Origin of the sequence: Pyrococcus yayanosii CH1 (assembly GCF_000215995.1) — an archaeon.
Taxonomy (GTDB): domain Archaea; phylum Methanobacteriota_B; class Thermococci; order Thermococcales; family Thermococcaceae; genus Pyrococcus; species Pyrococcus yayanosii.
Genome location: NC_015680.1, coordinates 888,408 through 901,403 on the forward strand (window position 1 = coordinate 888,408; position 12,996 = coordinate 901,403).

Here is a 12,996-nt window from a genome sequence, read left to right on the forward strand (position 1 = left end):
TTAATCACCCCTTAATCGGGTTGCCGAAAGGGTCTATAAGACCGGCCCGTATGAGGGAGGAGCTTATTTTTTGCCCAAGTTTGCTCCTTATGATGGGGATTACCACTATCTCGAGGGGTCTCAGACCGAGCTCCTGCCTTGCCCTGTTGACGAGTATGGCTCCCTTGTATGTTTCCTCGCTCACAACTATGGCCTCGAGGCTCTTAATCTTCGTTGTGAAGCCTATCGCGCTGTATATCTTGATTATTCTGTAGTTCCGGTAGCCGTTCGCGTCGAGAAATTTGAGTAGGTCCCTGAGGCGGAGCTCGTAGGGAAGTATCCTCTCAGCGTAGGGCTTCTGCTTGATAATCTCGTCCGCCGTGAGCCCTATGTAAACGTACTTCCCGACCTCGAAGGCCTTCCTCAACAGGGCCTTGTGACCGAGATGGAGCCTGTCGAAGGTTCCCCCAACGACGACCTTTCTGAACTTCATGGCAACCGCTATCCTTTTTATCCCACCGGCTAAAAAGGTTGGGGGTGACTCGCGATGAACTTAGACAACTTCTTCTATCCCTCCTCTGTGGCCGTCTTCGGATCCTTCAGGAGAGGCGCCATAGCGTACGAGATACTGCGGAACATCGTCGAAGGTGGCTTTGAGGGGAAAGTAATACCCGTGAACCCGAAGGGCGGAACGGTAGAGGTTACGGGAAGGACCCTTAAGATAAAGCCGAGGCTCGACGAGCCCGTCGAGGTTGCGATAATCGCCATACCGGCGAAGTTTGTGCCCGGCCTGATAAAGGAGCTGAAGGGGCTCACGAAGGGAGCTGTCGTCATAAGCGCCGGCTTCTCTGAGGTGGGGAACGCAAAACTAGAGGAAGAGCTCGTCAGGGCCGCTAAGGAGGCAGGTATAAGAATAATAGGGCCAAACTGCGCCGGCATCTTTGGCGTTCACGGGAAGTTCTTTGGCTCTTTCGAGGTGAGGGTCAAGCCAGGTGGCTTGGCCTTGATAAGTCAGAGCGGGGCCTTCGGTGGTGCAGCATTGGCCATGGGCAACGAGGAAGGGGTAGGCTTCTCGGCATTCGTCTCCTACGGAAACGCCGCCGATCTTAACGAGAGCGACTTCCTCCGCTACTTCGCCGATGACAAGAACACGAAGGTGATAGCCCTTTACATAGAGGGAGTTAAAGATGGAAGGAGGTTTATGGAAGCTTTACGCTACGCCGCCAGCAAAAAGCCCGTCATAATCCTCAAGGCCGGGAAGAGCGAGAGCGGGGCGAGGGCGGCTTCTTCACACACGGGTTCCCTAGCTGGTTCATACGAAATCTACAGGGCTGTTTTCAGGCAGGTCGGGGCAATCGAAGTCGAGGAGATGGAGGAGCTGTTCGATGCGGCAAAAGCCTTCGAGATGTATGAACAAGCAGGAAAGCGCGTCGCTATCATAACGAACTCCGGCGGTCCTGGAGTATTGGCAACGGACAAGCTTGAAAGCCTTGGCCTTGAGATCGCTCAGCTTAGCGAGAAGACCGTTAAAGTCCTTAGGGCCTCGCTCCCACCCCAGTGCTCCGTGAAGAACCCTATAGACCTCATCGCAGATGCCGACTACGGGCGTTACAGAAGGGTTATCGAGGTAGTGTGTCAAGATGATAACGTTGACGCCTTGCTAGTAATCTGCGTCCCTCCAATATTCATTCCCAGCGAGGAGATAGCGAGGGCAGTTATCGATGCCAAGTGCAATAAACCGATAATTGTGAACTTTATGGCAGGTGAGCTCGTCAGGGAGGGCATTAGGCTTCTCGAATCCCATGGTATTAAGAACTTTCCTACGCCCGAAAGGGCCGCCAGAGCAATCGCATGGCTCGCCAAGAGGCAAGATTTTTGAACTTTCCTTCATACACTTTTTCCGGTGATGCAAATGGCTGGGTACCACCTCCTTTATCCGATGAGAACCTACCTCATCGTGTCGGGAAAGGGAGAAGAGACCAACGTTATGGCGGCAGACTGGGTGAGCGTCATATCATTCAACCCCTTTATGGTGGGTGTCGCCATCTCACCGAAGAGGACCACTTGGGGTCTGATAAAGAAGTATGGGGAGTTCGTCATCAGCGTGCCTAGCCTTGACATGCTTAAGGACGTCTGGACGGCTGGGACGAAGCACGGACCCGAGAAACTTAAGGAGATGAGCATAACCCTCGTGCCCTCCAAGAAAGTCGGGACGCCGAGTATAAAGGAGGCCCTCGCCAACATAGAATGCAAGGTCGTTGACGCAAGGGACTACGGCGATCATACTTGGTTCGTGGGCGAGGTCGTGGCTTATTCCTACGATGAAAAGGCCTTCCCCGACGGAAAGCCAGACGTTGGAAAGGCCAAGTTCCTAGCACATGCATCGTGGACGGATTTCGTGACGTTCGATAAGAAGATTTACAGAACGGAGTGAAGGATGGTGGGGGCGCGGGGATTTGAACCCCGGTCCGCGGGTTTCTCCGGCCCTCGGGGCTCCAAAGGTTCATCACGCCCCGAGGTCAGCAAACCCGCCTGTCCTCATGGCCTCTGGAGCCCGCGATGATGGACCAGGCTACACCACGCCCCCACTCGTTCTAGGTTAGTCATCGATGGACTTATAAGCTTTACTCCCGGTGCTTCCAAGGATGAAGAGGGAACTCTCACTCATTCAGGGGCTTCGGGAGAGGGCCGGGAAAGTTAGAAGGAGGAGCATAGCCCGAAGGAACATGCTATTCCTAGCCATATCGATGTTCTTTGCCAACATGTCCTGGGGAATTGCGTTTCCCTACCTGAGCGTCTATATGAGGATGATTGGGGGAACGATGTTCCTCGTTGGCATGCTCAGTGTCGTCTTCAACGTAACCTCCACGGCTTTCCAGTACCCCTTTGGCTATCTCTCGGACAAGACCGGAAGAAGGAAACCCTTCATAGCCCTGGGAGTGCTCTCCTCTGGAGCTACCTATGCTCTCGTAGCCTTCATAGCGAGTCCGCCCCTCCTCCTCGGCTTCAGGGCCCTTCAGGGTGCTCTGAGCGCCTCCTTAGCACCCGCCCACTCAGCCCTAATATCCGAGCTGGCAACTAGAGTTGGATCTGCATTTGGATTCTTCAGCTTCGTTGAGAATATGGGTTACATGGCCGGGAACTTTCTCGGAGGAATTGTAGTCAGGGATTTGGGAATAAGAAAGACCTTCATGCTAGCCTCTACCTTTTCCCTGCTTTCCATTCTCTTCCTCTTCCCAATTAGGGAGAAAAGCACTGGAAAGAGATCATACTCAAGGCCGATAGTCGTGCAGGAGGGTAGGGAATCCGAGAAGGTATCCTTTGAAGGGGCCGCCTTCAGGAGGCTCATGAAGGGAAAGCTTGGGAGGTTTTACCTTTCCATCTTCTTCGTTATGATAGCATCTGGGGAAGTTTACTCAACGGTGTCGGTTTACTTCGGAGAGAGGTTTGGGGAGGAGTTCGTCGGCCTTTTCTTTGGGATAGACTCTCTGGCCGCGGCACTCAGTTCTATAGCCATAGGGCGTCTGATAGACAAGTATGGACCGGAACTCTTCTATCGGGCCGCCATAGTCGGCTACATGCTCACCTTCCTCGGCTACGCCTTCGCAAAAACCGTTCCCATCATGGTGGCCATCTCCGCACTCTCCGGCGTGAAGTGGGCGATGACCCTCAGTTCCTCCTCGACCTACGTGGCGATGAAGGTCTCTCAAAGAGAAAGGGGGCAAGGGATGGGACTGCTCAATACGATGATGAGCCTTGGATGGGCAATCGGACCTCTCCTCGGCGGGTATCTCAGTGGCATAAGCTTCAGGCTGATGTTCCTATCAACCTTAGTCCCACTGTTCGTCGCCCTTATCCTCACGGGTTCACCAATATCCTCTCGGCGGCGTCCCTCTCCATGAGAACCCTCGCTATGCTCCGCGGTAGGGTTACAAGGTCGCCAGCTTTGAAGGGACCGTACTCCCTGAGCTCTTCATCAAGAACCTTGGGAACGTCCACCTTTATTATGTAAGCTTCCCAGGTAGTGGCCTTACCTTCTTCAACCTCGACTTCCCCGGTCTTCTCTTCTACAACCTCGTGCTCAACGGGCAAGGGTTCTCTGTTTATGAAGGCAGAAAGGATAGCGAAGATCTTCCTCTCCTCACCAACAAGGTTTTTGGGGACGCCTTCAAAGGCCATGTCAACTATCTTGTGAAGCCGGATTTTAAGTATCTCCCTGATTATCTGCTCAGCTATGGAGAGCTCCGCCAGGTAAAGCCTCTCCTCTATCTCTTCCCCCCTCTCCTTCGAACTCTCCGCCCTAATCTTGAGGGCCTTAACGAGGCCGTCAATCTCCCGGTAGAACTCCTCATCGAGGGGTGTGAGCTCATCATTCGAAAGCTCCTTTTCGAGGAGCTCCCTCAGAACCGCTATATCCATCAGGACACCTCAAAAAGTGGTTAAAAGGAATCACTCCTCAACCCTCGGCGCGAGGAGGAACGTCAGCCTGCCCTCATCCCTTATGTAGTACTCCATCTGCATGGGCATCTCGTTGCCGAACCTTATGGTTACTTCGTCCGCTTTACTTATGCCCTTGACCATGTCCGCCAGGTAGCTGACACCGTAGGCACTCTTGGTCTCTTCCTGAACCTCAAGGTCGAGAAGACCTTCGTCCTCAAGGGTCAGCCTTATCTCAACCTCCTGCGTCTCACCCTCCGCCCTCATGATGAACTCGCTCTCGGTGGCTATGAACTTCAGGCTGTCGCTGACGAGGGAGGCATCCTTAACGGCCTCCTTGAGTACCTCACCGAGGACGACGACCTTAGCCGTGAACGGCAACTCGGGAAGCTCAAGCTCGAGCTCCTCAACGTCTATGAGCGGGAGCCTGAACGTCCTCGTGGCGGTTCCCTGGAGGGTGACTTCAAGGAAGTTCTCCTCACCCTTCTTGAGGATGAGGGTGTCCTTGGCCTTCCCCCTCTTTAGTATCTTCTTCAGGTGATCCATATTCACACCTATCGTCTCCTCCCCCTCCACCTCGTACTTGCTGAATATACTTGCGGGAAGGTTGAGGTCTATCAGGACAACCCTGCTCGGATCCATGGCCCTCATCGAAATGCCTTCCTCCGTGATTTTAAAGGCGGCCTCGTCTATCAGCTGGCTGGCCGTGTCTATCAGCTGGGCAAACTCCTTAGCCCCATCAAAGACTATCTCGAACGGCATGCTCATCCCTCCATCTCCTTCAGAATGTTGAGCATCAGCCTAACCCTTTCTTTCCCCCTGAATAAATAAGCTTTTCCATTGTTCGTGTCGGGTATCCTCTTGTAGGCCTCCTCAAGCTCCTTGAGAGCCCTTTCCGCCAGACGCCTCAGCACCTCTATTCGTAACTCCTCCATACGTATCCGCACCGCTTGCACTTGAAGAATATAGTGCTCGGCTCATCCCCTGCCCTCGTCTGGAGCTCCCACCAGTAGGCTTCATTGTGACCACACTTCGGGCAGGTAACTTTCGCCGTTGGTAGGGTGGATAGTTCCTGCTCCACGACTATAACTCCCTCATCAGGTCTGTGCTTAACCTCCTCTGTCCTCCTGTAGGCCTTCGCATCCTCGGGATTGATAGGCTCCTCGTAACCGCACCGTCTACAGACGAAAACTCCTTTGTTCTTGTCGGGAACCATTATGCTCCCGCACTTGGGACAGAACTTAACCATCTCACCCACCCCCTCAGCCAAGGGCAGGATTTGGGCGTTGGTGATAAAAAAGTTTTGCCAAATTTTTGATGGGTGGTGAGATGAGGATTGGGGAAATAGTTGAGGTCTTGAGGACAAGGCTCGACGAGAAAGACGAGCTGAGAGAAGAAGCACTCCAGATAACAAGAGAGGTTGTCAGGCTCAGCGGCGACGCCATCAAGGCGATGCACAGGGGCGAGTTGAAAAGGGCGAGGGAAAGGCTCGAGAGGGCCGGTCAGCTTTTAGGGGAACTCAAGAAAAAGCTCAGGAACCATCCAGACCTCTACTTCACAGGCTACGTCCAGAGTGCTAACCAGGAGTTCGTAGAGGCCCAGCTCCTCTACCACTATCTCACCGACCGAGATTTTCCCGGACCGGACGAACTAGGAGTTCCTCCGCAGGACTACATCCTTGGCCTTGGCGACTTCATAGGGGAGCTCAGGAGGCACTTCCTAATCCTCCTTATGGAGGGCGACCTGAGAGGGGCCGAAGAGGTTTACCGCTTTATGGAAGAAACTTACGAGGAGCTCATGACCCTCGAGTATCCCAAGGGGCTGGTAAACGTGAGGCAGAAGCAGGACCAGGCCCGCTACACCGTGGAGAGAACCCTTGAGGACCTCGTCAGGGCGAAGCTCAACAAGGACTTGGAGAGAAAGCTGGAGGGAGCCATAGGATGAAGCTGGAAAAACTCGCCGAGGTTCAGAGGAAACTCGCCACTAGAATCGTGGAGAGGGAGCTCGACTTGGCAGAAGTTAAAAGGGTCGGAGCAGTGGATGTTTCCTACAGGGACAAGAAGGCTAGGACGGCCTTCGTCCTCTGCTCCTTTCCTGAGGGCGAACCCATCCGGTGGAGGGTTGTTGAAACTGATGTAACAGCCCCTTACGTCACAACGTTCTTCTTCCTAAGGGAGACGCGGCCAATCCTCTTGGCCGTCAAGGGGGAAGATTTCGACGTCCTCCTCGTAGAGGGTCACGGAAAGGCTCATCCGCGAGGCTACGGTCTCGCCTCCCACGTCGGCCTCATTCTCGGAAGGCCCACCATAGGGGTCGCCAAGAAGCCTCTCAAGGGGGCCCCAGAGGGAAGCTTCAGGAAGGTGGGAAAGGTCTACGTGAGCGTCGGGCACCTGATAGTCCTCGAGGACGCCGTGAGGCTCGTGAAAGCCCTTCTCGAGGGAGGATACCCAAAACCCTTAAAGCTGGCAGATAAGCTCTCAAAGGGATGGTCATGAAGCTCAAAACTTTAGACCTAATGGTTCGGATAGCTGAGAGGGGCGGGATTGGAAAGCCTATCCCCCTAACCCTGAGAGTGCTGGCCAAGGACTTGGGAGTTTCCCCTCAGACGGTTCTCCGGTGGATAGGGGAGCTCGAAGAGATGGGATACATTAAAAGGGCCGAAGAGGGCAGGGGGACGAAGATTCAGCTGACCGAGAAGGGTCTCGAGTTCCTAGAAGAGCTCTACGAGAACCTCTCAAAGGCCTTGTACAGGGGGGTCATCATTGGGGAAGTTGTGTCTGGCATAGGGGAAGGGGCCTATTACGTGAGGCAGTACGCCCCGCTGATAAGGGAGTACCTCGGCTTCGATCCTTTCCCCGGGACGCTCAACGTTAAGGTGATATTTCCCAAGACTATATTCGATGCCCTGTACTCCGCAAGGCCGATAGTGATTCCGGGCTTCGTCAAGGAGGGCAGGAGTTTCGGAGACGTGAGAGCCTACAGGGTGAGAATAGGGGGCATCGAGGGGGCCATAGTTATTCCCTCCAGGACCATCCATTCGCCGAAAATTGCCGAGATTATTTCGCCCGTGAACCTAAGGGAAAAGCTAGGCCTGAAGGACGGGGATAGGATAAGAATCGAGGCCCTATGAGGGCCCGGTTTATCCGCCCGCCATCATAGAAGGCCCTTGTCGGCCACCTCTGGCGGCCCCGGAGACCGGGCCCTGTCCGTCCGGGTGTCCAGCCCCCTCATCGCATCCCCACTGGGGCCTCCGGGGACCGGGGCGACCGGACGGGGTCGGACGGTTGATTATACCCAAAAGTGTTTTTAAGCCTCACCCCGATAAGCGGAGGGGGTCGCCATGGACCTGAGCTACAACGAGAAAATTGTGCTCCTTAACCTCGCAGAGACCAAGCGAGCCAGTGTGGAAGAGCTCGTCGAGAGGACGGGTCTTGAGCAGGTAGCTGTTATGAGAGCGCTTCTTGGTCTCCAGAGCAAAGGATTAGCCAAACTCCATGAGAGGAGCGAGAAAATCGTCAAGCTTACGGAGATAGGAAAGAGATACGCCGAAATTGGTCTGCCGGAGTGGAGGGTTCTAAGGATTCTAAGGGAGAAGGGCAAGGTTGAACTCGAGGAACTCAGGAATGTCCTCAGCGAGGAGGAACTCAGACCAATAGTGGGGCTCCTCAGGAAAGAGGGGTGGGCGAACGTAAGGAAAGAAGGGGAAAAGCTCATCCTTGAAATCACGGAGAAAGGTTTAGAAGCCGGTGAGAGACCTATCGACAGGGTGTTGAGGCTTCTCGCGGAGCGTGGGACAGTTCCCCTGCGAGAGATTGAGACGATAGTCAAGATCGGCGAGCTCAAAAGGCGAAAGATAGCTGAAGAAGACGTCATCACGGAGCGTTGGGCTGAGATAACATCTAAGGGAGAGGAGCTGGTCAGAAAGGGAATAGAGCTCAGGCGAGAGGTTTCCCTCCTGACGCCCGAACTGATAAGCTCAGGCAAGTGGCGAGAGGTTACCCTCAAGCGCTTCGACATAAAGGCGCCCGTTAGAAGGGTTTACCCTGGTAAGAAGCAACCCTATAGGGCCTTTCTTGATAAAATAAGGCGGAAGCTCATAGAGATGGGCTTCATAGAGATGACTGTTGACAGCCTGATCGAGACCCAGTTCTGGAACTTTGACGCCCTTTTCCAGCCCCAGAATCACCCGGCAAGGGAGTGGACCGACACCTATCAGCTCAAGTATCCGAAGGTAGGCCATTTGCCAGAGAAGGAATTAGTTGAGAGGGTTAAAACGGCCCACGAGAGGGGCCTCGCTGGTTCGAGAGGCTGGGGCTACGTCTGGAGTCCCGAGAGGGCGATGCTTTTGATGCCGAGGGCTCATGGAACTGCCCTGAGCGGGAGGCAACTAGCCAAGGGCGTCGAGATCCCGGGGAAATACTTCACAATCCAGCGCGTGTTCCGCCCAGATGTTCTCGACAGGACGCATCTGATAGAGTTCAACCAGGTGGACGGCTTCGTCGTTGGCGAAGATTTAAACTTCAGACATCTGCTTGGCATACTCAAGCGCTTCGCGATAGAGATCGCCGGGGCGAAGAAGGTCAAGTTCCTGCCCGACTACTACCCGTTTACCGAACCAAGCGTCCAGATGAGCGCCTATCACCCCGAACTTGGGTGGGTGGAGTTCGGCGGCGCGGGTGTTTTTAGGGAAGAGATGACAAAGGCCCTTGGCATAGACGCTCCTGTAATAGCGTGGGGAATCGGAATAGACAGGCTCGCGATGTTCAAGCTTGGTATAGATGACATTCGCTACCTCTTCAGCTATGACCTAAAGTGGCTCAGAGAAGCCAGGGTGATATTGTGAGGTGATGTCCATGCCCAAGTTCGACGTCTCGAAGGAAGACCTCGAAAGACTTATCGGGAAGAGCTTCACCCTCGAGGAGTGGGAGGATCTTGTGCTATACGCCAAGTGTGAGCTCGATGACGTTTGGGAGGAGAATGGGAGGGTATATTTCAAGCTTGACTCCAAGGACACGAACAGGCCCGACCTCTGGAGTGCAGAGGGAGTTGCGAGACAGATTCGCTGGGCACTGGGAATGGCCAGAGGGCTTCCCGAGTATAAAGTCGAGAGGAGCGACGTCGTCGTTTACGTGGATGAAAGGCTGAAGGACATCAGACCCTACGGTGTCTACGCCATCGTTGAGGGGCTGAAGCTTGACGAAGAGGCCCTCAGGCAGATGATAAACCTCCAAGAGAAGATAGCCCTGACGTTCGGGAGGCGAAGGAGGGAAGTCGCGATAGGCATCTTCGATTTTGACAAGGTGAAGCCTCCGATTTACTATAAGGCGGCGGAGAAGACCGAACGGTTCGTCCCGCTTGGCTTTGAGGAGGAGATGACCCTCGAAGAAATCCTGGAGAAGCATGAGAAGGGCAGAGAGCACGGCCATCTCATCAAGGACAAGCCCTACTATCCGCTCCTCGTGGACAGCGAGGGCAACGTTCTCTCGATGCCGCCCATAATTAACTCCGAGCTGACCGGAAGGGTAACAATCGGGACGAGAAATGTCTTCATCGATGTCACCGGGTGGAATCTAAAGAAGATAATGCTCGCCTTGAACGTCGTGGTTACCGCCCTAGCCGAGCGTGGTGGAAAGATAAGGAGCGTTAAGGTCGTCTACCCCGACTTTAAAATCGAGACACCCGACTTAACTCCCAAAGAGTTCGAGGTTGAGCTTGACTACATAAGGCGGCTCAGCGGCCTTGACCTGAGTGACGAGCAGATAAAAGAGCTCCTCGAGAGGATGTTCTACGAGGTGAAGCTTGAGGGTGGAAAGGCCAAGCTCAAGTATCCTGCCTTCCGCGACGACATAATGCACCCTAGGGATGTGCTTGAAGACGTGCTTATCGCCTACGGTTACAATAACATCGAGCCCGAGGAACCAAAGCTGGCCGTGCAGGGCAAGGGAGATCCGTTCAAAGACTTTGAGGATGCCATAAGAGAGCTCATGATAGGCTTTGGTCTCCAAGAGGTCATGACATTTAACCTAACCAACAAGGAGGCCCAGTTCAAGAAGATGAACATTCCTGAGGAGGAAATCGTCGAGATAGCCAATCCAGTGAGTCAGAGATGGAGCGCTCTCAGGAAGTGGCTCCTTCCAAGCCTCATGGAGTTCCTAAGCATGAACACTCACGAGGAGTACCCACAGAGGATCTTCGAGGTAGGTCTCGCAACCTTAATTGACGAGACCAGAGAGACTAAAACCGTCAGCGAGCCCAAGCTTGCGGTGGCTATAGCCCACCCAAGGGCTAACTTCACGGAGGCCAAAGAGATCCTCGATTCCTTCCTGAGGCACCTCGGCGTAAAGTACGAACTGGAGGAGACAGAGCATGGCTCCTTTATCCCGGGCAGGGTTGGAAGGATAATCGTGGACGGCCGAGAAATAGGGATAATAGGGGAAGTGCACCCCCAAGTCCTCGAAAACTGGGGGCTCGAGGTTCCCGTTGTGGCTTTTGAGCTCTTCCTGAGACCCCTCTATCGCCCCTGATTTTTTACTTCAGCATAAAGACTATCTTTCCGGTCTTGCCCGCGCGCATCAGCTCGAAAGCTTCCTCATATTTGTCGAAACCCTTGTACTTGTGAGTTATTATTGGGTCGATATTCAGCCGGCCACTCTGGAGAAGCTTCGAGACGGTGTACCAGGTCTCCCATAGGTGCCTGCCCGTGATTCCGTAGACCGTCAGCGCTTTGAAGATTATAAGGTTGTTAAAATCTATGCTGACGTTCCCGGGGAATAGGCCGAGCAGAGAAACCCTTCCTCCAGGCGTCACGGCCTGAAGACCTTGTTCAAGGGCTTTAGGGGCACCGCTGAACTCAAGGAAAACGTCAACGCCATTTCCGTCCGTTATGTTCATGACTTCCCTAACGACATCCTCCTCGAAAGGGTTGAGCACGTAGTCGGCACCAACCTTCTTTGCCAACTCTCTCCTAAACTCGCTGGGCTCTGAAACGATGACAGGGTACGCCCCACTGGCCTTCGCAACGGCTATCCCAAGGAGGCCAAGCGGGCCTGCCCCAGTTATCAGGACACTCTTTCCAGCTATCGGGCCCGCTAGAACTGTATCCACGGCGTTTCCAAGGGGTTCCTGAAGCGTAGCGTACTCCGGCGGAATGCTCTTCGGATTTTTCCAGACATTCTGGGCTGGCACAACGGCGTACTCTGCGAAGACACCGTTGGTATCAACGCCGAATATCTTGGTGTTCTGGCAGACGTGATAGCGGTTGTGTCTGCAGGCGTAGCACTTGCCACACACTATATGAGTCTCAACGCTGACGTAATCGCCCACCTCTATTCCCTCAACGCCAGGGCCGACCTCGACGACCTCGCCGGCGACCTCATGCCCCATGATTTGGGGCGGCTTGATCCTGGTCTGGGCCCACTCGTTCCACTCGTATATATGGAGGTCCGTTCCACAGATGCTCGTTGCAAGGACTTTGATGAGAACCTCCCCCGCTCCGGGCTTTGGAATATCCACCTCAACGAGCTCAGCACCATAGGCGGGCTTAGTCTTCATAATTGCAACCATCTTCTCTGGCATGCCATCCCCTCCAGAAATATTTTTCCCATTCAAATAATTTCCAGCAGGGTATAAACGGTTTATGGTCGCAAAATTGTATTAGAAGCCGAAGCCCCCAATTTCCATTTTGGTACCAAGGATAAACACCAAGATGCCCATAGCTATCATTATCGCCCCATACTTAAGGCCAGCCGAGAAATTCCCTTCCCTTATCACCCCTATACCAAGCCCGCTGACGAAGGCTTGGGCAACCACGAAGAGTCCCAGTATTGTCCTTATCGCATCCACAGGCAGTGTAAAGCCGAGCTGTGCACCGGACATTCCCTCAGTAATCTTGGAGATAACCGCCAGTATGAGAGGCCCTATGAAACCGCTTGCGGCCATGAAGAACATCATCTGCATGCCCGTCGCGGCTTTCCTCTCCTTCTTTATCCTGAGTATCTCCCTGACATCGTTGGCAACCGCTACAAGAACGTCGGCCATAGGGGCACCCCTTTCAAGTGCCTCGATTATTATCATCATTGATCTGTAGAGCACCGCAGACTTCCTGTTCCTCATAGCGAACGCCCTAAGGGCATCTATGGTTGGTCTTCCCCTCTTTATCTCGGCGACGGTCCTCTTAAACTCCTCCGTTAATGCACCAAACTTTGCCGTTGTCAGCTCTTCCATAGCTTCCGAGAAAGAAACGCCCGCCCTCAGGGAGCTCGCTAGGTAAAAGAACGCATCGGGGAGCATCTTCTCCATTTCTTCTATTCTCCGAGATACTTTCCAGTAGGGGTAGATAATCGCAAAGGCGAGGAAACCACCAAAGAAGCCGGCGATGCCATAGAGAGGATTAAAGAACATCAAGATTAAGATTAAACCAGAAACTATGCCTACCATGACGGATATTCCAAGGTACTCTGAGGCCTTGAAGTTTATCCCCGCCGAATAGAGAAGGAGCTCGTACCTCTTCAAGTGCCTCTTTGGAACCATCCTCTCTATAAAACCCGTCAGCAACCTGGTGAGCCTTCCATTTGGCATTTT

The 12,996-nt window shown here is 53.8% G+C and carries 15 protein-coding genes and 1 tRNA gene; 8 read left to right on the top strand and 8 right to left on the bottom strand.

The window, feature by feature from the left end:
• Positions 1–4 precede the first annotated feature (4 nt).
• Positions 5–472, bottom strand: coding sequence for a phosphopantetheine adenylyltransferase (gene coaD / locus PYCH_RS04945; RefSeq protein WP_013905755.1), 468 nt, complete (start codon positions 470–472; stop codon positions 5–7).
• 54 nt (positions 473–526) lie between these two features.
• On the opposite strand from coaD, the gene PYCH_RS04950 reads away from it, so the two are divergent.
• Positions 527–1,858, top strand: a complete 1,332-nt coding sequence (locus PYCH_RS04950) for an acetate--CoA ligase family protein (protein ID WP_013905756.1) — start codon at positions 527–529, stop codon at positions 1,856–1,858.
• A gap of 33 nt (positions 1,859–1,891) precedes the next feature.
• Positions 1,892–2,413 (top strand): flavin reductase family protein, encoded by a 522-nt coding sequence (locus PYCH_RS04955; RefSeq protein WP_013905757.1) that lies wholly within the window; start codon positions 1,892–1,894, stop codon positions 2,411–2,413.
• A gap of 4 nt (positions 2,414–2,417) precedes the next feature.
• On the opposite strand, the gene PYCH_RS04960 is transcribed toward PYCH_RS04955, so the two are convergent.
• A tRNA-Trp gene (locus tag PYCH_RS04960) sits at positions 2,418–2,566 on the bottom strand.
• A 58-nt stretch (positions 2,567–2,624) separates the two neighbouring features.
• Between PYCH_RS04960 and PYCH_RS04965 the strand changes: the two genes are divergently transcribed.
• Positions 2,625–3,881 (top strand): MFS transporter, encoded by a 1,257-nt coding sequence (locus PYCH_RS04965; RefSeq protein ID WP_013905758.1) that lies wholly within the window; start codon positions 2,625–2,627, stop codon positions 3,879–3,881.
• On the opposite strand, the gene PYCH_RS04970 is transcribed toward PYCH_RS04965, so the two are convergent.
• The 4 genes from PYCH_RS04970 to PYCH_RS04980 are packed head-to-tail and all read right to left on the bottom strand — an operon-like array spanning position 3,838 to position 5,665.
• Positions 3,838–4,398, bottom strand: a complete 561-nt coding sequence (locus tag PYCH_RS04970; RefSeq protein WP_013905759.1) for a DNA replication complex subunit Gins51 — start codon at positions 4,396–4,398, stop codon at positions 3,838–3,840. The two genes, PYCH_RS04965 and PYCH_RS04970, sit on opposite strands and share 44 nt — an antisense overlap.
• Before the next feature lie 30 nt (positions 4,399–4,428).
• Positions 4,429–5,178 (bottom strand): DNA polymerase sliding clamp, encoded by a 750-nt coding sequence (locus PYCH_RS04975; RefSeq protein WP_048058374.1) that lies wholly within the window; start codon positions 5,176–5,178, stop codon positions 4,429–4,431.
• Between the two features lie 2 nt (positions 5,179–5,180).
• Positions 5,181–5,351 carry a hypothetical protein gene (locus PYCH_RS10030; RefSeq protein WP_013905761.1) on the bottom strand — a complete coding sequence of 57 codons (171 nt, stop codon included), beginning with the start codon at positions 5,349–5,351 and terminating at the stop codon, positions 5,181–5,183.
• Positions 5,333–5,665, bottom strand: a complete 333-nt coding sequence (locus tag PYCH_RS04980; protein ID WP_013905762.1) for a transcription factor S — start codon at positions 5,663–5,665, stop codon at positions 5,333–5,335. The genes PYCH_RS10030 and PYCH_RS04980 overlap by 19 nt, the downstream gene beginning before the upstream one ends.
• Before the next feature lie 80 nt (positions 5,666–5,745).
• On the opposite strand from PYCH_RS04980, the gene PYCH_RS04985 reads away from it, so the two are divergent.
• The 5 genes from PYCH_RS04985 (at position 5,746) to pheT (ending at position 10,940) form a co-directional block, all read left to right on the top strand.
• Complete coding sequence (locus PYCH_RS04985) at positions 5,746–6,360, top strand: translin family protein (protein ID WP_013905763.1); 615 nt, start codon at positions 5,746–5,748, stop codon at positions 6,358–6,360.
• On the top strand, positions 6,357–6,911 hold the full coding sequence (locus PYCH_RS04990) for an endonuclease V (protein ID WP_013905764.1): 555 nt from the start codon (positions 6,357–6,359) through the stop codon (positions 6,909–6,911). Before PYCH_RS04985 ends, PYCH_RS04990 begins: the two co-directional genes overlap by 4 nt.
• Positions 6,908–7,546: a DUF120 domain-containing protein gene (locus PYCH_RS04995; protein ID WP_013905765.1), complete on the top strand. Its 639-nt coding sequence runs from the start codon at positions 6,908–6,910 to the stop codon at positions 7,544–7,546. Before PYCH_RS04990 ends, PYCH_RS04995 begins: the two co-directional genes overlap by 4 nt.
• Before the next feature lie 210 nt (positions 7,547–7,756).
• Positions 7,757–9,259 carry a phenylalanine--tRNA ligase subunit alpha gene (gene pheS, locus PYCH_RS05000; RefSeq protein ID WP_013905766.1) on the top strand — a complete coding sequence of 501 codons (1,503 nt, stop codon included), beginning with the start codon at positions 7,757–7,759 and terminating at the stop codon, positions 9,257–9,259.
• A 10-nt stretch (positions 9,260–9,269) separates the two neighbouring features.
• Positions 9,270–10,940 carry a phenylalanine--tRNA ligase subunit beta gene (gene pheT, locus PYCH_RS05005; protein WP_013905767.1) on the top strand — a complete coding sequence of 557 codons (1,671 nt, stop codon included), beginning with the start codon at positions 9,270–9,272 and terminating at the stop codon, positions 10,938–10,940.
• Between the two features lie 4 nt (positions 10,941–10,944).
• Here the strand turns inward: pheT and tdh are convergent, their stop codons facing one another.
• The gene (gene tdh, locus PYCH_RS05010; RefSeq protein WP_013905768.1) at positions 10,945–11,991 is read right to left on the bottom strand and encodes an L-threonine 3-dehydrogenase; all 1,047 of its coding nucleotides are present in this window, start codon (positions 11,989–11,991) and stop codon (positions 10,945–10,947) included.
• Positions 11,992–12,069: 78 nt separating this feature from the next.
• Positions 12,070–12,993 (bottom strand): type II secretion system F family protein, encoded by a 924-nt coding sequence (locus PYCH_RS05015; RefSeq protein ID WP_013905769.1) that lies wholly within the window; start codon positions 12,991–12,993, stop codon positions 12,070–12,072.
• Positions 12,994–12,996 lie beyond the last annotated feature (3 nt).